Here is a 25,166-nt window from a genome sequence, read left to right as displayed (position 1 = left end):
GCAACAAGCAGCAAATTATCACTTTTATTAAAAAATAAGTCGCAAAAGGGGTGTCCATTTTTTAAGCTCATACGCACTAGTATTATAAACGTATTCAAACTAGTGTTATTAAATTAAAACGTATGAGAAAAAATTGGAAGCTACTCATTGTGTGTTTTCTATGCGTATTATGCTTTTTACCTTATCAGGTAAATGCCCAGGCACAACCACAAAAGAAAATCACAATTGAATTTAGTAACGAACGATTGCCGTCCGTACTAAAACGTCTGGAAAAGATCTCAGGATACAAGATCCTTTTTACGTACGATGATGTCAAAAAGTACACAGTCTCGGGGGCTGCTAAGGATAAAAGTATCGAGCAAGTTCTTGATATTATTTTAAACAACAAGCCATTGGAATATCACATTGAGGACCAATTTGTCACCATTAGTCTCAAAGGACCTTCCAAACAGGCAAAAGTATTCAATGTAAAAGGTGTAGTCATTTCCGGTGACGACAACCAACCGCTCATTGGCGCAACGGTTCTCATCAAAGGGAGCAAATCCGGTGTATTGACAGATATTGACGGAAAGTTCTCGATAGAAAATGTATCAAACAAATCCATACTGCAATTTTCCTATATAGGGATGAAAGCGCAAGACCTTACTCCTTCCCCTACGATGAGCGTTACGTTGATGCCTGATGTACAAACGCTATCAGAGGTTGTGGTTACAGGTATGCAGAAAATGGACAAACGCCTGTTCACAGGAGCAACCAACCAATTAACAGCAGACAATGTAAAGCTTGACGGTCTGCCCGACATCAGTCGTGGGCTCGAAGGACGTGCAGCAGGTGTATCCGTACAAAATGTATCAGGAACATTCGGTACGGCACCGAAGATTCGTGTGCGTGGAGCCACCTCCATCTACGGAAGTTCTAAACCGTTATGGGTTGTCGATGGCGTTATCATGGAAGATGCCATTGACGTAGGACCGGACGATCTATCTTCCGGTGATGCGGAAACCTTGATCAGCTCTGCTATTGCCGGATTGAACTCCGACGATATCGAAAGCTTCCAAATACTGAAAGACGGTTCGGCAACCTCTATATATGGCGCACGCGCCATGGCGGGAGTTATTGTAGTAACTACCAAGAAAGGAAAAGCAGGAGTTAGCAAGATTAGCTATACCGGCGAGTTCACTACCCGTATGATACCTAGCTACAATGAATTCAACATTATGAATTCACAGGAACAAATGGGTATCTATAAAGAAATGGAACAGAAAGGTTGGCTGAACAGCGGGGATCTCTTCCGTGCGAAAAACAGCGGTGTATATGGTCGTATGTATAAACTGATAGACGAATTCAACGAAAGCAGCGGACAGTTCGGCTTACCCAACACTCTTACTTCACGAAACTCCTACCTACGTGAAGCCGAAATGCGCAACACGGACTGGTTTGATGAACTCTTCTCAAACAACATCTCACAAAATCACTCGGTCAGCATAACATCCGGATCAGAAAAGTCCTCTTTCTATGCTTCACTAAGTGCCATGCTTGATCCGGGATGGTACAAGCAGAGCGAAATCAAACGTTATACAGCGAATATAAACACCAGCTATAATATATATAAGAATTTATCCATCAACCTGATATCCAACGCTTCTTACCGCAAGCAGCAGGCACCCGGAACGATGAATTCATCATTAGACGTTGCATCAGGAGAAGTGACTCGTGACTTTGACATCAATCCGTATTCATACGCATTAAATACCTCACGCACACTAGATCCAAGTGCAGATTACATAGCTAACTATGCACCGTTCAACATCCTGCGGGAATTAAACAACAATTATATCGAACTCAATGTAGTGGATGTAAAATTTCAAGGAGAGTTAAAATGGAAGGTTCTCCCCGAATTAGAAGTCAGTGCTTTGGGAGCCGTCCGCTATCAAACTTCTTCGCAGGAACATAATATACTGGATGATTCCAACCAAGCCATAGCCTACCGTAGCGGACTGGATGACGCTACTATCCGCAAAGAGAATGACTGGCTCTACATAAATCCCGACAACCCTTATGCATTACCAATCTCCGTGCTTCCCGAAGGTGGTATCTACCAACGTCAAGACCGTAAAATGCTGGGACTCGATTTCCGTACCACTCTTTCATGGAATCATTTGTTTGCCGACAAACACATCACCAATTTCTTTGCCGGAATGGAAATCAACGATCTGCAAAGAACCTATTCTTCTTTTCAAGGTTGGGGAATGCAATATTCTATGGGAGAAATTCCATCATACGTATATCAATTCTTCAAACAAGGAGTTGAAACCGGAAACAAGTACTACTCATTAAGCCATTCTCAGACCCGAAGTGTAGCAGGATTCGCCAACGCGACCTATTCATACGACGGACGCTATACCATCAACGGAACTTTCCGGTACGAAGGAACCAACCGCATGGGACGCAGCCGATCTTCCCGCTGGCTGCCAACCTGGAATGTATCCGGTGCCTGGAATGTGCATGAAGAAAAGTTCTTCAAATCTTTAGAACCAACCATATCCAACCTGACTCTGAAAGCCTCATATTCGCTGACAGCAGACCGCGGACCGGCTGACGTCACCAATTCGCAAGCTATTATCCGCAGTTATTCGCCTTACCGTCCTTTCACCGACATTCAAGAAACAGGACTGTATATCGAAGACGCTGAAAACAGTGAACTGACTTACGAAAAGAAACACGAATTAAATTTGGGAATCGACATCGGATTTATTAATAACCGGATCAATTTCTCTGCCGACTGGTACACTCGTAATAACTACGACCTGATTGGTCTGATTCCAACCCAAGGGGTAGGAGGAAGCGTCTATAAATTCGCCAATGTAGCCACCATGAAATCTTATGGCACAGAGTTTACCCTCTCAACCAGGAATATCAAGACAAAAGATTTCTCGTGGAATTCAGACTTCATTTTTGCACATGCAAAAAATGAAGTAACCGATCTAAAAGGCCGTACACGTATGATGGAACTTGTTTCCGGAAGCGGGTTCGCACGTGAAGGTTATCCTGTACGGGCACTTTTTTCTATCCCCTTCGCAGGATTGGATGAAAACGGAATACCACAATTCAACATCAATGGGACTGTAACTTCAACAGATATAAACTTTCAGGAACGTGAAAAGTTGGATTACCTGAAGTATGAAGGTCCTACAGATCCGACTGTCACAGGAAGTTTTGGCAACATTTTTACATACAAAGGTTTTAAACTGAACATATTCATGACCTATTCATTCGGTAATGTAGTCCGTTTAAATCCCTATTTCAATTATAAGTATAGTGACTTGAGTGCCATGCCGCGTGAGTTCAAAAACCGCTGGACACTTTCCGGTGATGAAACTAAAACCAATATTCCTGTAATATTAAGCAATCCGCAATATGAAGCCAACCGAACTTTGTATCGCGCCTACAACGCATACAATTATTCTACGGAACGTATTGCAAAAGGAGACTTCATACGTATGAAAGAAATATCAATAGCCTATGATTTCCCGCAAAAATGGATTACTCCGGCTAAGATTTCCAACTTATCCCTGAAGTTGCAAGCCACCAATCTATTCTTAATTTATGCTGACAAGAAATTAAACGGTCAAGATCCGGAATTCTTTAACACAGGTGGAGTAGCCTCACCTGTACCCCGCCAGTTTACATTAACATTAAGACTCGGTCTATAATTATTATATACAGATAAACATGATCAATATGAAACATAAAAATATATTTTACTCTTTGCTGCTAATAACCGGAATAGTCATGAGTTCCTGCAACGACTTCCTTGACAAACTTCCGGATAACCGTACGGAACTGGATACGGAGCAGAAGATTGCAAAGCTGCTTGTCTCGGCTTACCCGCAAGCAACGGCAAATGCCCTATTCGAGCTTTATAGCGACAATACAGATGATAACGGAGCCAGATACCCCTATTACAAGATTGCGGAAGAAGATTGTTATAACTGGAAAGACACTCAAGAAGAATATCAGGACACCCCCAATTATCTGTGGGAAACATACTATGCAGCTATCGCCGCAGCCAATATGGTCCTGGATGCCATTCAGCAACGGGGCAATCCGGCATCATTAGCCCCACAACAAGGAGAGGCATTAATATGCCGTGCTTACAGTCATTTTATGCTAGCCAATATTTTCTGTAATGCTTATAATTCCCATGCAGGTCAGGAGTTGGGAATCCCTTACATGGAAGAAGTGGAAACAACAGTACTCCCTCAATACAAACGTGGTACACTGGAAGAGGTATATCAAAAGATAGAACGTGACTTGTTGGCCAGCTTACCATTAATCTCTGACGACAGCTACACCGTCCCCAAATATCACTTTACCAAGAAAGCCGCTTATGCTTTCGCCGCACGCTTTTATCTTTATTATATGCAGCCGGACTTCTCCAACTGTGATAAAGTAATAGATTATGCCACCCGTGTATTGGGAAGCGATGCAAGTAACCAGTTGAGAGACTGGGAGTCATGGGGGAAACTGACAGCTAACGATAACGTACAACCTGATGCCTACATTGCATCAACCAACAAGGCGAACTTGCTTATCAGCAGTACAGTATCCAATTGGGGAATCCTTATCAGCAACTACATGACCGGAAAACGTTATATGCACAACAAACTAATAGCCAGCAATGAAACGGCACAATCATCAGGTTTGTGGGGAAATGCCAATAACTTATATGTGAAACCATTTACCACCAGTGGATATGAATGCAGTTTCATTCGTAAAAGCGGCATGTACGAAGGAAGTGATTATTACTATTATATGCCGGTAATCTTCAGTACAGATGAAATATTACTCTATCGTGCCGAAGCATATGCCTTAAAGAAAAACTATACGCAAGCAGCCTTCGATATCACAACCTGGCAAAAAGCATACACGAACAACAAATCTACATTAACACCGGAAAGTATTAATGCATATTATGAGGAAATGCCATATTACAGCCCGCTAAAATCACTGACACCCAAAAAGGAACTGCATCCGGAGTTCACAATCGAAAAAGGCATGCAGGAAAATATAATTCAATGTATACTTCATATACGCCGCATAGCCACTCTGCATGAAGGAATTCGCTGGCCCGACATCAAACGTTATGGCATTGTCATTTATCGCCGGTTAGTCAGCGACGGCTATATGACGATAACAGACGAAATGCCTGCAAACGATCTGCGCCGCGCCATACAGATTCCTGGAAGTGTTATTCTGGCCGGTATGCAACCTAACCCGAGAATCAATGAATAAAGGAAAGGAGAAAGATATGAGAAAATATATTATATATACATTGATAAGTATATCAACCTTCGGTATCATAGCCTGCAACAACGATGATGAAATCGACCGTGGCCACAGCATATTTACTACCGAACCGGTAGAGTATAACGAATTCGACCAGTGGCTCCTCAAGAACTATACATATCCATATAATATCGACTTTAAGTATCGGATGCAAGATATAGAAAGCGATCAGAAGTATAAGTTGGTTCCCGCCGATTACGATAAAGCTATCATGCTTTCCAAAATTATAAAACACGTGTGGATGGAAGCCTATACCGAACTCGCAGGTCCTAATTTCGTGCGTTCATATGTACCGAAAACATTCCACCTGATAGGCTCGCCGGCCTACGACAGTAGCGGCACCATGGTACTTGGCACAGCCGAGGGAGGAAAGAAAATCACCCTCTACAATGTCAATGACCTTAATGTAAACGAGATTGATATAGAACTGCTCAACAAATACTATTTCGAAACCATGCATCATGAGTTCGCGCATATCCTGCACCAGAAACGGAACTATGACCCTTCATTCGAAAGAATCTGTGAAGGAAAATATATAGGAACAGACTGGTATCAGGAATCAGACCGGGATGGCGGCAACACCAATGCATGGAAACAGGGATTTGTTACGGCCTATGCAATGAGTGAAGCCCGCGAGGATTTTGTTGAAAACATTGCCATGTACGTCACACACGATGAAGCATACTGGAGCACCATGCTGGCTAAAGCCGGAGAAACCGGTGCTGCCATCATCAATGAAAAATTTGCCATTGTCTATAACTATATGTTTGAAACCTGGGGAATTGACCTTAATGACCTACGCGCCATCGTACTGCGTCGCCAACAAGAGATTCCCGAACTAGAATTAAACACTATTGAATAAATGTCTATGATTATGAAGAAAATATTATATTTCCTGTTAGCTTCCTTATGCATCAGCTTACAGTCATGTCTATATCAAGAAGACAATTATTTTGATGATTCCTCTGCCAACCGGGCTACCGGAGACGTAGAACGATGCAGTGAATTATTAAAAAATGCCCCCAATGGTTGGAGGTTGGAATATTATGCCGGGAAGAACTACTCAATGGGCGGAATTACACTACTTTGCCGATTTGACGGGAAGAATGTAAGAATCATGTCCGAAACCGGTTCTATCAATACAAAACCCGGAGTCGAAACCACCTCACTCTACAAAGTGGTATCCGAGCAAAGCACCCTATTGACATTTGACACCTTCAATGAATTGATACACTGTTTCTCCGAACCTATTTTAAAGCAGAACAGTAATTTTCAAGGTGATTATGAATTCGCAATCATGAGTGCTTCCGAGAATGAAATCATACTGCAAGGCAAGAAGTTCCAAAATAAAATGGTTATGACTCCCCTGCCGGCGGACACCGACTGGAATACATATATCAACAACCTCAACAAAATTGCCAACGAAGCTTTTCTAAATACTTATATCTTGAAAGCAGGTGGAGAAAAAGTGGGAGAAATGGAACGCTACTCACGGGTTTTCGGCATTTCTACCCAGGCAGAATATCAGGAAGCACCGTTTGTTTACACTCCGGAAGGGTTTCACTTTCGCCAACCGATAACAATCGGCGGAAAAGCATTACAAAATTTCAAATGGAATAAAACCAGAATGGCTTTTACCTGTACAGATACAGGAGCCGAACATGTCAGTATCGAAGGAGTTTATCCCGAAGGATACAAGAAATATGAAGATTACACCGGTTTTTACTATTTCTACTACAAAACACTGGAAGTAGACGACGCAGGTAACTTTGAATTTGTAGATGCCATGCCTTTCATAGTACAGCTCAAACAGCAGGTAGACCAGGAAAGCTATATAATGATAGGTTCTGACCTGGAAGCAGACATCATAGTTACTTATGAAAAAGCGATGGGCAGACTAGCCCTCAAACCTCAAAAAGCAGGTGATATCACAGGAACCGGCCAATTTTACGGAACATATATCCTGGGGAACAACGAGGCTTATGCAATACCGGCACATCTGGGAGCAGATTTCGGTTATATCGCATCTTATGTAGGCTATGACTATGGTTTGGTTTCAGAAACATCGGACGACGGCATCTTGTCCTTTGTTGAATATGGCACACTCTTCAGTTCATTAGTAGGAGAGCCGGCCACCTCTTTTGTCCTGACAGCTTATAACTCCGACAAATTCTCCGGCAGCACATATCTCGGATATTTAAGTTGGATGGATTCTATCAAACTAATGCCTTATTGAAATAAAGTTAAAGTAAACAGACAGATAAAATATGAAGAAAGCAATTAACATATTCCTATTCATCCTCTGCTTCGCCGTTATCAGTTGTCATGACGATGATACCGCCATTCCGGCATTGTCTATCATTAAGACAGACACCAATCTAAAGGCAATCGGTGGAGAAGCAAGTGTACAGATACAAGCTGTCGGGGAAGTCAAGGCCACGACGGATGCAGAATGGTGCAAAGTTATAGAAGTTACCACGGAAATCGTAAGACTCTCCGTTCAGGAAAATAAAGATTATCCGGGCCGTTCGGCACAGATCATTATTACCAATGGCGACCAAAGCAGGGAAGTCACCCTTATTCAGGAAGGTGCCATATTAATCTACAACAAATCCGAACAAATACAAAGTACGGATAACGAAGCGGCGGTTTTACCCATAAAGCTGTCAAGCTCATTTCCCATACAAGTGTCAATCCCCGAGGAAAATAAGGATTGGTTGTCATTCTCCCCTTCAGCAGATGGCAAAGGTGGTAGCTTTGTTGTCAGTGAAAACAAAACAGGAAAAGCACGTGGCAGTGACGTTACAGTGACAGCAGGAAAGCGTACGCTAACCTATCAGATAATGCAATATGACGCTGAAAATTTTGTAGGCGATTGGAAAGGGACGTATGTCAACCAAGGAAAGCAGTACAGCTTACCTGAAGTTTCAATTTCAGCTCCGGACGAAAACGGAATATATACTATTTCCGGCCTTTATAAGACCAGTGCCTATGATTATAAGATACAAGCTACATATCAAAACAATATGTTCAATGTAGCAGCCGGGCAATTCGTGGGTAGTAACGTTTCATCCGGTTTGCCATTAAGCGTATATTTCTGTATCGTCGATGGCATGGGGCTTCCTCTGTTCACAGCAGATAACAGCATAGGATTAATTCCTGTCCTTTTATCCGACGGATCTTTTGTACTTGCATTTGCAGATAACGGCGGTGTTCCCGGTGGAGTAGCGACCAAAATATCGTTTGCCGGTTTCCTCGGCGAACCTAGCCTCAACTCCTTCCAAGGTAATATAAGAATTTTAAGTAACTGTTTCTTCTTCTAATGCCCAAAAAGAAACAATAGAAATAAACGACTAATATTAATCTTTTAATAATTTACATTATGACAAAGAAGTATACATTTTTTTTCTTCAGTGCTTTACTGGCACTTTGTGTCATCACAGGTTGTGATGATAAAGATGATGACGCACCCGCAATGACAGTATCTTCCAATTCTGTCACAATCCCGGCTATCGGCGGAGAAGAGTCCATTGAAATTACCACCAACCAATCAGAATGGAGTGCTACACGTCCTGAGTTGGATAGTTGGTGCACACTAAAGACAAATGGCAATGCATTAAAGATCAGCGCATCTGCCAATGAAACAATAACCCCTCGTTCAACAATGGTTACAGTTACTGCCGGAGTTGGTTCCAATGCTAAAACGCAAGAAATTACCGTGACACAAAAGGCGGCAGCTCCTTCTTTGGAAATTACAGGAACACCTGTACATTTGGATGCAGCCGGAACTGCTATTGAATTGACAGTTACTACAAACACCGGTGTCTGGAGTGCCAGCCGTCCCGACGGTGATACTTGGTGTATCTTATCACAAGAGGGAGACAAACTGACTGTTTCAGCAGAAGCATATACAGTCAATGCAGAACGTAAAACAACTGTTACAGTAACTTATGGAGAAGATGCTTCTCTCACTCCAAAAACATTTGAAGTCACACAACAGGGGGCAGCTCCGGTATATGCTATTGAAATACCTTCTGATTTCTCGACAGGTGATGTACAGAAAGTAATGTATCAGAATGTAAAAGTAGCAGAGGTTTGTCGGGAATATATCAGAATAGCATCAGCTTCTATTGACAAACAAATGGTTGTAATTTATCCTATGACAACGGAAGGAAAAACCGACCTAACCAAAGGAGTTACTATTCCTGATGGTGGTTCAATTGTTTGGGATGTAGAAACTAACACATGTACCTATACTGAAGGAACCGAATCTGCCCTATCCAAAATCTATCTGGCAGACGGAGTATTCTCTGCAACTACTACAGCAAGCTCTCCAATTACAACAATTGTGGAAGCAGATTTATTAACTGACACCCGACCTAATGACACTAAATTCAATTATAAAATAGTAAAGATTGGCACACAATATTGGATGGCAGAGAATTTGAAAGCACAAACCTATTTAGATGGGACTGAGATTCCGCGTGTTACAGACAAGACAGAATGGAATGCTAATACAACAGGTGCATACCGTACTCCATTCTCTGATACACAAACTTTCCTTACACATGGAGCTTATTATAATGGCTATGCCATATTCAATGAGGCAGGTTTGGCACCCGAAGGATGGATTGTTCCGTCAAAAGCCGAATGGACAAAACTACAAAATTATATCGGTACCCCTTATGGAACAAAACTAAAATCAGCTTCTACCGCATATTGGAGTAAAGGAGCCGGAACAAATATCACCGGTTTTAACGCACTATCCAGTGGTTACTATAGTTCTGCAACAGGAGACGCCGGAAGTGGTACAGATATTTATTTCTGGAGTTCAACAATAGAAAAAGATTGGTTAGGAAAAGAAGGAGCATATAGCTATCGCTTGACAACGGCCACAAGTATGCCGGGCGACGTACATACCTTCATTTTTGGTCATTCCATCCGTTGCGTCAGAAAATAACTATAAAGCGAGCGAGCTCAGCTAAATTCTCTCTCTAACAAATAAAATTTAGCATTAATTGTTTCTTTAGAAGAGTTGCCTCTGTAATGGAAGCAACTCTTCTTTCTTACTATGCTTCTCCAAGTTACAATTAGTTCAATTCAAGCAACAAACTCCCTGTCACCAAACATGAAATACAAGCCCGCACCATTATTTTTCTTCCCCCAAAGTTTCCATAAGGAAAATAATCGTCTATCTTTGTAACTAGATATTTTAAAAGACTACATTTATGGCGAAAAAGAAAGAAAAGAAAGAGAAAAAGGCCGGCAAGAGAATGAGTAAGAAAGAGCTGGCGGCGTTGTTAATAGACTTTTTCCATGCCAAACCCAATGAGACTCTAAGCATGAAATTCATTTTCTCGGAATTGCATCTCACCACCCATCCGCAGAAAATGCTATGCGTCGATATACTACATGACCTTTTGGATGATGACTATATCAGTGAAATAGAAAAGGGGAAGTTCCGCCTGAACAATCACGGAACGGAGATGACAGGCACTTTCCAACGGAAGAGCAATGGCAAGAACTCGTTCATTCCCGAAGAAGGGGGCGACCCGATATTCGTGGCCGAACGTAATTCCGCCCATGCGATGAATAACGACAAGGTAAAGATAACCTTCTACGCCAAACGGAAAAACAGGGAAGCCGAAGGAGAAGTCATCGAAATACTGGAACGTGCCAACGATACATTCGTCGGAACGCTGGAAGTTGCCAAGTCCTATGCATTCCTGGTGACGGAGAACCGTACACTTGCCAATGACATCTTCATTCCGAAAGAGAAGTTGAAAGGTGGAAAGACGGGAGACAAGGCCATCGTAAAGGTAACCGAATGGCCGGACAAGGCAAAGAACCCCCTCGGACAAGTCATAGACATATTAGGCAAAGCCGGAGAAAACACTACGGAGATGCACGCTATTCTTGCAGAATTCGGCTTACCGTATGTATATCCGAAGGCCGTAGAGACGGCTGCCGACAAGATTCCTGCTGAAATCTCTGCCGAAGAGATTGCCAGACGCGAGGACTTCCGCAAAGTGACAACCTTCACCATTGACCCGAAAGACGCCAAGGACTTCGACGACGCGCTATCCATCCGTTCCATCAAAGACGGCCTGTGGGAAGTAGGCGTACACATCGCCGACGTGACACACTACGTAAAAGAAGGCGGAATCATCGACAAGGAAGCCGAGAAACGTGCCACTTCCGTTTACCTCGTAGACCGTACCATCCCGATGCTTCCCGAACGTTTGTGTAACTTCATCTGCTCACTCCGTCCGAACGAAGAAAAGCTCGCTTTCTCCGTCATCTTCGACATCACCGAAAAGGGAGAAGTCAAAGACTCACGCGTCGTACATACAGTTATCAATTCCGACCGCCGCTTCACCTACGAAGAAGCGCAGCAGATTATTGAAACCAAAGAAGGCGACTTCAAAGAAGAAGTGCTCATGCTGGACACCATTGCGAAAGCACTTCGCGAGAAACGATTCGTGGCAGGAGCCATCAACTTCGACCGCTATGAAGTGAAATTTGAAATCGACGAGAAAGGAAAACCCGTCAGCGTATATTTCAAAGAATCGAAAGACGCCAACAAGCTTGTGGAAGAATTCATGTTGCTTGCCAACAAGACCGTGGCTGAAAAGATAGGACGTGTACCCAAGAACAAGAAGCCCAAAGTGCTTCCTTACCGTATCCACGACCTGCCCGACCCCGAAAAGTTGGAGAACCTGTCGCACTTCATCGCCCGCTTCGGCTACAAAGTACGTACAAGTGGAACAAAGACGGACATATCCAAATCCATCAACCACCTGCTGGACGATATTCACGGAAAGAAAGAAGAGAACCTGATAGAAACCGTGTCCATCCGCGCCATGCAGAAGGCACGTTACTCCACGCATAATATCGGACACTACGGACTGGCATTCGATTACTATACGCATTTCACCTCGCCCATCCGCCGATTCCCGGACATGATGGTACATCGACTGGTAACCAAATACATGGACGGTGGACGCAGCGTATCCGAAGCCAAGTATGAAGACCTCTGCGACCACAGTTCGAACATGGAACAAATAGCAGCCAATGCCGAGCGCGCTTCCATCAAATACAAACAAGTGGAATTCATGAGCGAACGACTGGGACAGATTTACGACGGCGTCATCTCCGGCGTCACCGAATGGGGACTATACGTCGAACTGAACGAGAATAAATGCGAAGGCCTCGTACCTGTCCGCGATTTGGACGACGACTATTATGAATTCGACGAAAAGAACTATTGCCTGCGCGGACGTCGCAAAAACAAGATATACAGTTTGGGGGACGCTATCACCGTCCGTGTGGCACGTGCCAATCTGGAGAAGAAACAGCTCGACTTCGAACTAATTGAAAAATAACGAAAGTCGCTGTCATTAGCTTTGCTCAAAACATGCTTTGATTTTTAGTTCAAAGTATAGTCAGACAGCCACAGAGGAAGGAAGAATCCGCTCTTCATATAAACATCAAGAGCAGATTCTTCACTACACTTGAATGACAGAGGCTACGTTCTATCCTAATTATCAAGATAACTCAGAATCTATGAAAACCCTTATTATCGAAGACAAACAACGAATCGAATCCATTATCCTTCACTGCGATGCCTGTTTTGTAGGTATTATAGACCTTGAAGGTAATCCATACGTAGTTCCCATGAACTTCGGTTATGAAAACGGCGTCATCTACCTTCACTCCGGCCCCGAAGGCGGTAAAATAGAGATGTTGGAACGCAACAACCATGTCTGCATCACCTTCAGCCTCGGACACAAACTCGTCTACCAGCATGAGAAAGTAGCTTGCAGTTACAGCATGCGTTCCGAAAGCGTCATGTGCCGCGGGAAAGTAGAATTTATAGAAGACATGGACGAAAAACGTAGTGCACTGGACATCATCATGCGCCACTATACAGACAACGAATTCACTTATTCCGACCCCGCCGTGCGCAACGTCAAAGTGTGGAAAGTAGCGGTAGAGCAAATGACAGGAAAAGTATTCGGCCTTCGTGCCGATGAGAAGCCATGAAACGGTTTCTGATTTTCTGCTTACTTACTATCACCCTTCTGTTACCTGTTTTTCCCATTCCCTCGCAATCAGAAAAGCAGGTAAACAGTCATTCTTTTACCTATCAGTACCTCACAACCAAGGAAGGACTCAGCAACCAGCGCGTCTTTTCCATCCTCGAAGACAAGAAAGGCTTCATATGGATTTCCACCCGTTCAGGCGTAGACTGCTTCAACGGAAGAACCGTGAAGAACTACAACCTCTTCGGAGAAGACATCATCGTGGACGGAGCCGGTCGCATGATTTACCTGACCAAAGACCTGCACGAAACACTTTGGGCATACACAAGCGCCGGCAAAGTATTCAAATACGACCCCATATCCGATGCTTTTACACTCGAGATTGATGTAGCCGAACTGACTGAAAGCGGAATCCTATTGAATGACCTCTTCATAGATTCGTCCGACCGTTTCTGGTTCGGACTGAAAAACGGCCTGTTCTGCTACGCCCATTCCAGCGGCAATATAGAGAACATATTAAAAGGGAAATGCATCAATTCCATACACTTCTCCCCGGCAAACGAAGTCCTATACATCGCCACCACCGAAGGACTTTACGAACGCAACCCGCAGAACGGAGAAATCACTTCCACATTGCCCGATTTCTACGTCCAGTCCGTATTCTACGACTCTGCAACATCTCTTCTGTGGATAGGGACGTTCAATTCCGGAATAAAAGTGCGGGATACCCGCACGGAAAACTACCTGTCCAATGAAGCACTGAACCAGTTGCCGCACCTTCCTTACCGTTCCGTCATTATTTACGACGAACAAACGCTACTACTAGGGATAGACGGAGCAGGTGTCTGCGCAGTCACCCGCGACGCAAAAGCCTCATGGTCTTTCCTCAACGCCAATCAGGAAGAAGAAGGCGAACTGAAAGGCAACGGCATCTATGCCCTCTGCAAAGACAGCTCTTCCAACCTATGGATTGGAAGCTACACAGGCGGTGTCGCTTGTGCCAACCCGAAAAGATATTTCTTCGAACTCACCCGGCACGAATACAAAAACCCGCAATCACTGACGAACAACCACGTCAACGCAATTCTCGAAGACAACGAAGGTGACCTGTGGTACGCCACCAATCAGGGTATCAGCGTACACCTGACAAAGTCCGGCAACTGGAAACACTTCCTGAAAGAAAACGTATTCCTCACACTCTGCAACGACGGAGACGGCAACGTATGGACAGGCGGTTACGGCACAGGCGTGTATTGCCTCAACAAACACACAGGTATCCGCCGCCACCTCACCACCGACCAATCGGGCACGCTGACCACCAACTATATCTACTCCATCCTGAAAGATGAAAACAACAAAGACCTGTGGCTGGGCGGCATGTACGGTAATCTTGTCAGATACACTCCATCCCAAGCGGGAAAGGCAGAAGAATTCACATCATACGACATCACGCTCATAAACTCGATAACCCAAGTCAACAAAGACACCCTGGCACTGGCCACAGCCAACGGCCTTTATCTATTGGACAAGCAGACGGGGAACTTCCGCCAATACTTCACCTCGCCTTCCAACGCCGACACCCGCAGCAACAGCTTCATCTATTCCATGTACTTCCCCGCCCCCGACAAAGTATGGTTCGGTACAGACGGCGGCGGTATCAATCTGCTTGACCTGAAAACCGGAAAAGCCGTCACCTACTCCACCGCAGACGGACTGCCTTCCAACTACGTCTACAGCATCCTGCCCGACAACAAAGGACATCTATGGCTCAGCACCGACAAGGGACTGGCTTACATCACCCCTTCCCCCACACCTGAAATCACCAACATCGGCTTCCTCGACGGACTGGCAAACGAATTCAACTTCATGTCCTACACCCGCCTGAGAAACGGTGACTTCGTCTACGGAAGCACCAACGGCGCCATACGCTTCAATCCGGAGAACTTCACCCGTCCTCTCTACGAAGCCCCCTTACACTTCACCTCTTTCGAAGTGCCGCAGAAATCACGCGAAAAGACCGAAGAGAAGAAGATACAATTCAACCGCATGCTGAACGAAGGAAAGACAATCCGACTGAAATACAACGAGAACTCATTTCTCATTTCCTTTATCTCCGTCTCCTACCAGTATCAGCAGGACATTCAATACAGTTACCAACTGAAAGGCTTCGAACAGAACTGGAGTGCCCCAACCAAGGAACTTGGTATCCGATACACCAACATTCCCCCCGGCGACTATACTTTCCACGTGAAAAGCATGAGCAAGAACGGCGGTCAGCAACTGGACGAGCAAACCATCCGCATACACATAGCGCAGCCCTACTGGAACACTGCATCCGCCTGGCTGATATACATCATCCTGCTGGCGGGAATCACCTATTTCGTATGGCGTTTCTTCGCCAACAAAATGGAAAAGAAGCACTTCTCCGAAAAGATACAGTTCTTTATCAACACCGCCCACGATATCCGCACCCCGGTGACGCTTATCATGGCTCCCCTCGGCGACCTGAGCAAAGAAGAAGGGCTCTCCAAAGAAGGAAAAAGATACCTGCAAATCGCCCGCAAGAACACAGAGAAGCTGTACAACCTGATAACGCAGCTACTCGACTTCCAAAAGATAGACACCACCCACCTCACCCTGCAAGTAGCCGAATACGACCTGAAATCGTACTTACAGGAAAAGGTTCTCAACTTTCAGACACTCTGCGAAAGCAAGCAAATCCATATGCAACTGCTTCTGCCCGATTCTCCTATCTCCCTTTGGATGGATAAGGATAAAGCGGATAAAATCTTCGACAATCTTTTCTCGAACGCAGTGAAATATACTTCCGCTGATGGAGAAATCACCATCAAGGTAGAACAGAACGACAAGAAGATAACCATCGCAGTGAAAGACAACGGTATAGGTATCCCGCGCAAAGCGCAGCGTTATATCTTCTCCAACTTCTACCGTGCCGAAAATGCTGTCAACTCCAAAGAAACGGGTAGCGGTATCGGTCTGCTCCTTACCCGCCGTCTTATGAAACTGCACAAAGGACACATCTCTTTCAGCAGTAACGAGGGAGAAGGTTCCACCTTCCTGCTCACTTTCCGCAAGGGGAACCGGCATTTGGCAAGATACATTGTCCCTGCCCGGATAGACACTTCCATCCTTCCCACAGCAGAACCGGTTACGGAAGTCATCGAACCGTCCGACTTATTATCCGACTTTCCTGACTTGTCCGACACCGACACTAACAACAACCTGCAAACGGATAAATCCAAGGAACGGATTATGATAGTAGAGGATAACGACGAACTCCGCTTCTACCTCAAAAAGACATTCGCGCCTATCTATTCCGTCATTGACAAGCCCGACGGCGAATCGGCTCTCGAATACTTAAAAGATAAATCCGTGGAACTGATAATCTCCGACGTCATGATGCCGGGCATTCAGGGGGACGAACTCTGCCGCCGTATAAAATCGGACTTCGCCACCTCGCATATCCCCGTCATCCTGCTGACGGCCAAGACAGAGAAAGATGCCATCCTCGAAGGACTGGAAAGCGGTGCGGACGACTACCTGACGAAACCTTTCGACACGGAAATCCTAAAGACTAAAATCAAAGGAGTATTGCAGAACCGCAAAATTATGCGGGAGTATTTCCTCTCTCATTCGCTCAGTCCTGTTCCTGCTGCCGCTACTCCAAACGAAGAAAAAGAAAACGCAGAATGTGCCGCCAGTCTCTTGTCCCCCATGGACAAGGAATTTCTCGAACGCTGCACCAGACTCGTCACGGAGAACCTGGCAAACCCGGACTTCACCATCAACCAACTCTGCCGCGAAGTAGCACTCAGCCGCACCCTGTTCTACGAAAAGCTGAAAGCCCTGACAGGACAAGCGCCCACCGAGTTTATCAAGCTGCTGCGTATGACGGAAGCTGCCAACCTATTGAAACAGCAGATTCCGGTACAAGAAGTCGCCCTCTTGGTAGGCTTCACTGATGCAAAGTATTTCAGTACGGCATTCAAGAAGCATTATGGGGTTTCTCCAAGCAAGTTCCTCTAACACACAATTCATTTTTCATGCGAGTTTAGCTCATCTTGTTTCAATATAATCCAATAACTTAGGATATACACTCCCCAAAAAAAGTTTGCACGATTTTACCCTCATACCCTCATAAATCTCCTCAAATCCCTTATTCATCGTAACTTCAACTATGAGAGCAAGTCATATTAGCACCCTGATAGTAAAAGTTACCCTAAGGGTTGTATCACCCAAAGTCCCTACGAAACATAGGATATACTACCGCTATACTTCCATTATCCCGCCTTTATTCTTACATTAAGTCACCGATATAGTTAGTTTACCACGGCCGTGGTAACTATTCGTCACAGCCATGAAGAGTTCTCGTCACGGCCGTGGTAAGAAGTAACCACGGCCGTGACAAATGAATGATATCGGTGACTTAACGTATGAACAACGGGGAGATAACAGATTCATTCCTACTTCATAGCTTAAGTTTCCCTATACATCATAGCCAGAGAACCCACATTAGAATACAACAAACATAAAAGATACCCCAAACAAGTACCTCTAATGCTACCGATAGGGTATAATCTGCACTTTCAAGAAAGCCATTATCCTCGAAAGGGTATAAATCTAAATAGAATTACTGCCTTAACACCTGAAATAACATATCACATTCTCCCGGTTTCCGCTGTTTATTCCACCATTTTCACTATACTTGCAGCACAAAAAGGGTGGGAAAACGCAATTCCGATAGTTTTTCAACCTATTCCGATAGCTTTCAAACCTGGCTAGAGGGGGTTACGTCCTATATTTGCGACGTAAATCAACAATCTAATATCATAATTAAGATGAAAAAGCAGTTAACCCTAATTCTCTGTCTGTTGCTATTCATACCTATATATGGATACGCGGAAGACGAAGTAACCCACCAAGTTGTACAGCAGACTTCCAAAGTGAAAGGTACAGTTACGGATGAGCAAGGCGAACCTCTGATAGGAGCCAGTATTGCCGTCAAAGGTACTACGCAGGGAGTCATCACCGATTTCAACGGTCAGTTCAGTATTGATGCTTCCAAAAGCGCTACATTAATAGTAAGTTATGTAGGTTACCGCTCCGAGGAAGTACAGGTAAAAGGACAATCCAACCTTAAAATCGTCTTGAAAGAAGATAGCAAAATCATCGACGAAGTAGTGGTTACCGCATTGGGTATCAAGCGCGAAAGGAAAGCGCTCGGTTACTCCATCGGTGAAGTGAAAGGCGAAGAACTGGAAAAAGCCAAGGAGACGAATGTCATCAACTCACTGGCAGGTAAGATTCCGGGACTGGTTATCAGCCAGACTGCCGGCGGGCCTTCCGGTTCGTCCCGCGTCATCGTTCGCGGTAGCACGGAAATGACGGGAAACAATCAGCCGCTTTATGTAGTGGACGGAGTGCCTTTGGATAATTCCAATTACGGAAGTGCAGGCACTTATGGCGGTTATGACTTGGGAGACGGTATTTCAAGCATCAATCCGGACGATATTGAAAGCATGTCCGTGTTGAAAGGGCCGGCAGCCTCGGCACTGTATGGTAGCCGCGCATCTCACGGTGTGATTCTTATCACTACGAAGAAAGCAAATACCAAGAAGAAATTCGCGGTAGAGCTGAACAGCACTACCACTTTCGAGAAGCAGTTGACGAAATGGGACGATGTACAGTATGTATATGGCCAGGGAACCGGCGGACGCATCAACGGTACGGACGACCAATATTCGTCCAACAAGAACTGGGGGCCTAAAATAGACCCGGGACTGAATCTGACTTATTTCGACGGAGTGACCCGCCCGTATGTAGTCATTCCCAATAATATCGACGGTTTCTTCAGAACCGGTATGACTACGACGAATACAATCGTTGTCAGCACGGTGAAAGACGATACGGGTATCCGCGCCACTTACACGGATATGCGTAACAAGGACATTCTTCCCAATACAAAGATGAGCCGCAACACTCTGAACCTGCGTGCCAACACCACGATAAACAAAAAGGTAGACCTTGATTTCAAAGTGACCTACACCCGCGAGGACGTAAAGAACCGCCCCGCCCTGTCCGACCACCGCGCCAATCCTGCGAAGAACCTGATGTCGCTGGCAACAACCTACGACCAGAAATGGCTGCGCGACAACTACAAGGACGCCGACGGCAACTACTACGACTGGAACGGACGCGACGTATGGAACCTTAACCCTTACTGGGTGCTCAACGAAATGACGAACGAATCGGGAAAGGACAAATTCATGGGTTCGGCACTGGTACGCTACAATGTCAACGAGCACTTCAAGATTCAGGTGACCGGCGGCGCGGACATCAACTTCATGAACTTCGAGGACTATGCCGCCCCGTCCTCACCGGGATTTGAACAGGGACAGTTGCAAATCAGCGACTTCAAGAACCGGATGTACAACGTAGAAGCACTGGCTATCTACAACAACAGCTACAAGAAGTTCGACTACGGAGTAACCATCGGCGGAAACATCTATAAAGTAGACAACAAAACCCAGATTGTGACTGCCAAAGAGATGGTGATGCGTGACGTAATCGCCCTGCAAAGTTTCACAAGCAAGGAAATCACCGAAGGAACCTATCGCAAACAGATTAACTCGCTCTACGGTTCTGTCAACCTCGCCTACGGTAACTTCGTCTACCTTGACGCAACGCTGCGCGGCGACCATTCGTCTACCTTGCCTTCGGGAAACAACACCTATCTGTACCCGTCGGTATCAGGAAGTTTCCTGTTCTCCGAATTCTTCAAAATCAATCCGACGATACTTCCTTACGGTAAGGTCAGAGTTTCATGGGCACAGGTAGGTAGCGACACCGACCCTTACCAACTGGGATTGTCCTACGAACTGTCTCCCAAGAACTATGCGGGCTATGCATTGTCACAGATTGCCAATACCACCATCCCGAACAAAGACCTCAGACCGACCAAGACCAACTCCGCCGAAGTGGGACTGGAACTGAAATTCCTGAAAAACCGTATCGGACTGGACTTCACCTACTATACCCAAAAGAGCAGCAACCAAATCATGCGTCTGAACACTACCGGAACTTCCGGTTACAACTCCATGCTGATTAATGCCGGAGAAATAGAAAACAAGGGTATAGAAATCGCATTGAACACACGCCCCATACAGACCAAGGATTTCTCGTGGGACTTGAACATCAACTTCTCAAAGAACAGCAATAAGGTAAAAAGACTGGCTTCAGGCATTAAGGAATTTGAATTGGAATCGGCACGCTGGATTAACGTGAAAGTAGCTGCCGTAGAAGGCCAGAACTACGGTTCTATCCTCGGAAAAGACTTCTTGAGAAACGATGCCGGACAAATTATCGTAGACGCCACCACGGGACTCCCGAAAGTGACGGAAGACCTGCGGGTACTGGGTAACGCCACATGGGAATGGACAGGCGGTATCACCACCAACCTGACTTACCGTGACATCTCCCTGTCCGCCATCTTCGACATCAAGGTAGGAGCAGACGTTTACTCCATGTCTTCCCGCTCTTCCTACATGACCGGAAAGGACAAGGCAACCCTCGCGGGACGTGACGGCTGGTACGAATCGGAAGAAAAACGTCTGCAAGCCGGAGTGACGGAAGCCAAATGGGAAGCGACGGGCGGTTATCTCGTAGACGGAGTCGTAGAGATGCCGGACGGAAGTTTTGTGGAAAACAAGAAATTCGTAGACCCCGAAGTATATTGGAAACACATAGCCGACCAGACTCCGGTTCCGTTCATCTACGACAACTCTTACGTAAAGGTACGCGAAATCACACTGGCTTACCGTTTACCCAAAAGGTGGGTAAGTAAAGTATTCGATGCCGTATCCGTATCGTTCGTGGCGCGCAACCCGTTCATCATCTACAAGAACGTGCCGAATATCGACCCTGATTCCAACTACAACAACGGTTCGGGCATGGGACTGGAATACGGCTCGCTGCCATCCAGAAGAAGTTATGGTTTCAACGTTAACGTAAAATTCTAATAAGTAAGCAATCATGAAAACAATCTATAAAATAACTTTCGGTATCCTATGTATATGCAGCCTTCTGCTGGGAGCCTGCACCGACTTCGAGGAACTGAATACAGACCCTTCCAAGTCTTCGTCTACCGACCCGAATCATCAACTTTCCATGATTCAGTTGCAAACATGCGGACACTGGCAGATGTGTCAACCGTATCCTTTCTACCTCGCCGCCTTCGCACAATATATGCAAGGCGACTGGAATACCACAAACTACGGCGGACAGTATCGCAAAAATGACGCGGAAATGGGGAATACATGGAATCTGATGTATCCGGCGCTCATCAAGAATATTGTCGACATTCTGGATAAGACCAAAGACAATGAAAAAGAGGTCAACATCCACTCCGTAGCCCGTATTTACAGGGTATATCTCTTCTCCATACTGACGGATATGTACGGCGACTGCCCTTACTTTGAAGCCGGAAAAGGCTTTATCGACGGCAATGTAAAGCCCGCCTACGACAAACAGGAACTGATATACAAGGACTTCCTGAAAGAACTCGGCGAAGCGGCGGAAGCCCTGACTGCCGATGGCGACAAAGTGACGGGGGACATTATCTATCAAGGCAATATTGACAAATGGAAACGTTTCGCCAACTCCCTGCACCTTCGCTATGCCATGCGTATCGTGAACGCGGAACCGGAACTTGCCAAACAGGAAGTTATCAAAGCCATTTCCCAAGAAGCCGGATTGATGCAATCCGCTGCCGACGATGCTCTGATTGCCTACACCGACATCGTTGACTGGGCATCCGATGAATACCGCAGAAACGGGCTTGCCCAAATGTGGCGGGGACGCGAAGCGTATCCTACTGCTTATATTTGCAGCACCTTCTGGAAACAACTGGACACCACTTCCGACCCGCGGCAGTTCGTATTCGGACGTTGCTATGACGAAAGTTCGGCCAACAATCCATTCGGACGCGTAGACTTGACAGAAGAAATGATTGCTACGGAAGCAGCCCAATTCCAACCGTGCAACCCCGGATACTTCTGGTATAGCAACGGCACATGGCCGCAAGGTTACTGGAGCCAACTGACCAACAAATGGCAGGATAAAGCTACCCGTCCGCAACTCAACAATATTTTCCTGAAAGGCGATATGCCCGGAGTTATCATGACATACGCGGAAGTCGAGCTATTGCTGGCAGAAGCCAAAGCCCGTTGGGCAGGTGAAATCACAACCGGAGCAGATGCTTCCGCACACTATGAGAACGGTGTACGTGCCGCCATCCACTTTCTTGAGAAGTTCGGAGCGAAGGCTTTTGACGAACAGGCTATCGACACCTACTTGCAGGCCAACTCACTCCCCGCCGGCGGACTGGACGCGCAACTTACCGCCATCAACACCCAACTGTGGATTCTGCACTTCAACAATATCCCCGAAGGATATGCCAACTGGAGAAGAACGGACATTCCCGTACTGCTTCCTTCGCCCCACTACGGAGCAGTGACGATTGATTCGCAGACTACGCCGCTGCGTCTCTGCTATCCGCTGTTCGAGAGTTCGTACAATCCCGAAGGCTATCAATCCGCCATACAGGCGATGGGCGGCAAAGATGACTGGAACTCACCGGTATGGTGGGACAAATAAAACCTGATAAGCAACAATAAAAAGTAAAACGATTATGAAAAGAATTCTATTTATATGCACATTACTGGTATCACTGTTTGCCATAAGCGGTTGCAGTGATGATATAGACACTCCGGTACTGACCACTGACGAATATCCGCGCATATTGGGACGCTGGCCGGACAAGCAGGAAGACGGCACACTGGGGAAATTCAGTATCCCGCTGAATCAGGTACTCAATATCAACGTACAATACACGCCTGCCGAACTATGCGAAGGCACATGGTATCTGGACGGAAGAGAAGTCCACAAAGGTGTGGGATGGACATACGTACCTTCAACCATCGGTACTTTCCATCTCGAACTGATTGTCAAGACACCGACCAAGGAAACCAGCCGTGAAGCCACTATCGAAGTGACCGAACCAACGGAAGAAGCAGAATAAACCATTAAAAGTAAGAATTGTATGAAAAAAAGACTTATAATCTATCTGGCCTCTCTGTTTGCATGCCTGATAGCATCCTGTTCCGAGAAAGAAGAAACAGCCAACGGCGGCGGTGAACCGCAAAGTTATATTCCCTTTGCCATCAGTAAAGGGGTCAATATCAGCAACTGGCTGTCGCAAAGCGACGTCCGCGGCGAAGAACGGAAAAACTATTTCACGGAAGCGGAAGTACAACAACTGGCGGGATTCGGCTTCGACCATATCCGCCTGCCGGCAGACGAGGAACAACTGTTCACCGAAGACGGGCAAAAGATTCCGGAAGCCTTCGAACTGCTGCACAACGCTATCAAATGGTGTGAGAAGGCAAACATGAAAGTGATTGTGGATATGCATATCTTACGGTCGCATCACTTCAACAACAACGAAAGCGGTGAGCCAATCAAAAGCTTCTTCGACACATTCGAGAATGGAGCGACTTCCTACTGGTACTCTACTCAAGGTTCCAGCGTAACGGTTCAGGTTGTCGACAACCCGGAAAAGGATGCTGTTAATTCTAGTGACAAAGTACTCTATATCAACAAGCAAAACTCCGGTTTTGACTGGCCTGCGGGACAAAAGGGCGGCTTTGAACTGCCAATCGGCCCCGGAAAGACTCAGTTCAAATACTTGCGGATGAAGTTCCGCAAAGATAAGGTAAGCACCATGACCGTGGTTCTGACAGACCAGAACAATAAGGACTACTATACCGGCTACGCAAACCAGGAAGCTAACAAATGGGAAGAAATAGCCGTCGAACTTCAAGGCAAAATGGATGGCATCTGTACAAAGATTACCCTTCGACCGGACAATACAGAAGGTGTGCTGTATATTGATGATGTCTTCCTTTCAGACAGCCCGACAGGTGACAATATGGAACTGACTCCCGAAAGCACCTCTTCCGTTCCCAAGCTTTGGACGGATAAGGACGCCCAATATAAGTATCTCGACCTATGGAAATCGCTGGCAGACGAACTGAAGGACTATCCGAACGACCTGGTAGCTTACGAACTGCTGAACGAACCGGTAGCCCCCTACTCTTCCCAGTGGAATTCCCTGTCGGCACAGTTGATTAGAGAACTCCGCCTGACGGAGCCGGAACGCAAACTTGTCATCGGCTCCAACAAATGGCAGGGAGTGAATACCTTCGGCGAACTGACTGTTCCTGCCAATGACCCGAACATTATCCTGAGCTTCCACTTCTACAACCCGCATCTTTTCACGCATTACAAGGCGGAATGGACGGACATGAAGAACTTGAACGTAGCGATTCATTATCCGGGCGAACTGATTGCACAGGAAGAGTACGCCCAGTTATCGGATGACGACAAGAAAATTGTCGACCCGTATATGGGCACGTATAATCGGGCTGTCCTCGAATCGCTGGTGCGCAAGGCTATGAACCAGGCCGGCAAATATGGATTGCAGTTGCATTGCGGAGAGTTCGGCTGTTACAACAAGACACCGAGAGCGGATAAAATAGACTGGTTGCAGGACGTTATCTCTATCTTCCGCGATAATAATATTGCTTATTCTTACTGGGAATACAAGGCGGGATTCGGTTTCTGCAACAGCAAAGGGGAAGTGACCGACCAGGAAGTTCTCAATTTATTAACCAAATGACACAACACCACTAT

General features: G+C 45.8%; 13 protein-coding genes. All 13 read left to right on the top strand.

What is annotated here, in order from left to right; all coding sequences use genetic code 11:
* Positions 1-122 precede the first annotated feature (122 nt).
* The 13 genes from BQ7997_RS15475 (at position 123) to BQ7997_RS15410 (ending at position 25,152) form a co-directional block, all read left to right on the top strand.
* A complete protein-coding gene (locus tag BQ7997_RS15475; protein ID WP_073347126.1) occupies positions 123-3,713 on the top strand; it encodes a SusC/RagA family TonB-linked outer membrane protein in 3,591 nt (1,196 codons plus the stop codon).
* Positions 3,714-3,741: 28 nt separating this feature from the next.
* The gene (locus tag BQ7997_RS15470; protein WP_073347125.1) at positions 3,742-5,295 is read left to right on the top strand and encodes a RagB/SusD family nutrient uptake outer membrane protein; all 1,554 of its coding nucleotides are present in this window, start codon (positions 3,742-3,744) and stop codon (positions 5,293-5,295) included.
* A gap of 16 nt (positions 5,296-5,311) precedes the next feature.
* Entirely contained in the window at positions 5,312-6,211 is a 900-nt protein-coding gene (locus tag BQ7997_RS15465; protein WP_073347467.1) for a zinc-binding metallopeptidase, read from the top strand.
* 12 nt (positions 6,212-6,223) lie between these two features.
* Entirely contained in the window at positions 6,224-7,585 is a 1,362-nt protein-coding gene (locus tag BQ7997_RS15460) for a DUF4302 domain-containing protein (protein WP_073347466.1), read from the top strand.
* Between the two features lie 31 nt (positions 7,586-7,616).
* Positions 7,617-8,672, top strand: a complete 1,056-nt coding sequence (locus BQ7997_RS15455; protein WP_073347124.1) for a BACON domain-containing protein — start codon at positions 7,617-7,619, stop codon at positions 8,670-8,672.
* 59 nt (positions 8,673-8,731) lie between these two features.
* Positions 8,732-10,309, top strand: coding sequence for an FISUMP domain-containing protein (locus BQ7997_RS15450; protein ID WP_073347123.1), 1,578 nt, complete (start codon positions 8,732-8,734; stop codon positions 10,307-10,309).
* Between the two features lie 268 nt (positions 10,310-10,577).
* Complete coding sequence (gene rnr / locus BQ7997_RS15445; RefSeq protein WP_022138667.1) at positions 10,578-12,734, top strand: ribonuclease R; 2,157 nt, start codon at positions 10,578-10,580, stop codon at positions 12,732-12,734.
* Positions 12,735-12,915: 181 nt separating this feature from the next.
* Entirely contained in the window at positions 12,916-13,395 is a 480-nt protein-coding gene (locus tag BQ7997_RS15440) for a pyridoxamine 5'-phosphate oxidase family protein (RefSeq protein WP_073347464.1), read from the top strand.
* Positions 13,392-17,441: a hybrid sensor histidine kinase/response regulator transcription factor gene (locus tag BQ7997_RS15435; protein WP_083589254.1), complete on the top strand. Its 4,050-nt coding sequence runs from the start codon at positions 13,392-13,394 to the stop codon at positions 17,439-17,441. The genes BQ7997_RS15440 and BQ7997_RS15435 overlap by 4 nt, the downstream gene beginning before the upstream one ends.
* 812 nt (positions 17,442-18,253) lie before the next feature.
* Entirely contained in the window at positions 18,254-21,433 is a 3,180-nt protein-coding gene (locus BQ7997_RS15425; RefSeq protein ID WP_073347121.1) for a SusC/RagA family TonB-linked outer membrane protein, read from the top strand.
* Positions 21,434-21,446: 13 nt separating this feature from the next.
* Positions 21,447-23,069, top strand: a complete 1,623-nt coding sequence (locus tag BQ7997_RS15420) for a SusD/RagB family nutrient-binding outer membrane lipoprotein (RefSeq protein ID WP_073347120.1) — start codon at positions 21,447-21,449, stop codon at positions 23,067-23,069.
* Positions 23,070-23,103: 34 nt separating this feature from the next.
* Complete coding sequence (locus BQ7997_RS15415; RefSeq protein WP_073347119.1) at positions 23,104-23,493, top strand: hypothetical protein; 390 nt, start codon at positions 23,104-23,106, stop codon at positions 23,491-23,493.
* Positions 23,494-23,514: 21 nt separating this feature from the next.
* Entirely contained in the window at positions 23,515-25,152 is a 1,638-nt protein-coding gene (locus BQ7997_RS15410) for a cellulase family glycosylhydrolase (RefSeq protein WP_073347118.1), read from the top strand.
* Positions 25,153-25,166: the final 14 nt, after the last annotated feature.

Origin of the sequence: Bacteroides congonensis (assembly GCF_900130125.1) — a bacterium.
Classification (GTDB): domain Bacteria; phylum Bacteroidota; class Bacteroidia; order Bacteroidales; family Bacteroidaceae; genus Bacteroides; species Bacteroides congonensis.
The sequence above is the reverse complement of the archived record's forward strand: the minus strand, read 5'-3'. Positions and strand labels throughout refer to the sequence as shown.

What these genes read in the sequence shown, in the direction of transcription:
- BQ7997_RS15475 (WP_073347126.1), top strand. Translation starts at nt 123, where the DNA reads ATGAGAAAAAATTGGAAGCTACTCATTGTGTGTTTTCTATGCGTATTA.
- BQ7997_RS15470 (WP_073347125.1), top strand. Translation starts at nt 3,742, where the DNA reads ATGAAACATAAAAATATATTTTACTCTTTGCTGCTAATAACCGGAATA.
- BQ7997_RS15465 (WP_073347467.1), top strand. Translation starts at nt 5,312, where the DNA reads ATGAGAAAATATATTATATATACATTGATAAGTATATCAACCTTCGGT.
- BQ7997_RS15460 (WP_073347466.1), top strand. Translation starts at nt 6,224, where the DNA reads ATGAAGAAAATATTATATTTCCTGTTAGCTTCCTTATGCATCAGCTTA.
- BQ7997_RS15455 (WP_073347124.1), top strand. Translation starts at nt 7,617, where the DNA reads ATGAAGAAAGCAATTAACATATTCCTATTCATCCTCTGCTTCGCCGTT.
- BQ7997_RS15450 (WP_073347123.1), top strand. Translation starts at nt 8,732, where the DNA reads ATGACAAAGAAGTATACATTTTTTTTCTTCAGTGCTTTACTGGCACTT.
- rnr (WP_022138667.1), top strand. Translation starts at nt 10,578, where the DNA reads ATGGCGAAAAAGAAAGAAAAGAAAGAGAAAAAGGCCGGCAAGAGAATG.
- BQ7997_RS15440 (WP_073347464.1), top strand. Translation starts at nt 12,916, where the DNA reads ATGAAAACCCTTATTATCGAAGACAAACAACGAATCGAATCCATTATC.
- BQ7997_RS15435 (WP_083589254.1), top strand. Translation starts at nt 13,392, where the DNA reads ATGAAACGGTTTCTGATTTTCTGCTTACTTACTATCACCCTTCTGTTA.
- BQ7997_RS15425 (WP_073347121.1), top strand. Translation starts at nt 18,254, where the DNA reads ATGAAAAAGCAGTTAACCCTAATTCTCTGTCTGTTGCTATTCATACCT.
- BQ7997_RS15420 (WP_073347120.1), top strand. Translation starts at nt 21,447, where the DNA reads ATGAAAACAATCTATAAAATAACTTTCGGTATCCTATGTATATGCAGC.
- BQ7997_RS15415 (WP_073347119.1), top strand. Translation starts at nt 23,104, where the DNA reads ATGAAAAGAATTCTATTTATATGCACATTACTGGTATCACTGTTTGCC.
- BQ7997_RS15410 (WP_073347118.1), top strand. Translation starts at nt 23,515, where the DNA reads ATGAAAAAAAGACTTATAATCTATCTGGCCTCTCTGTTTGCATGCCTG.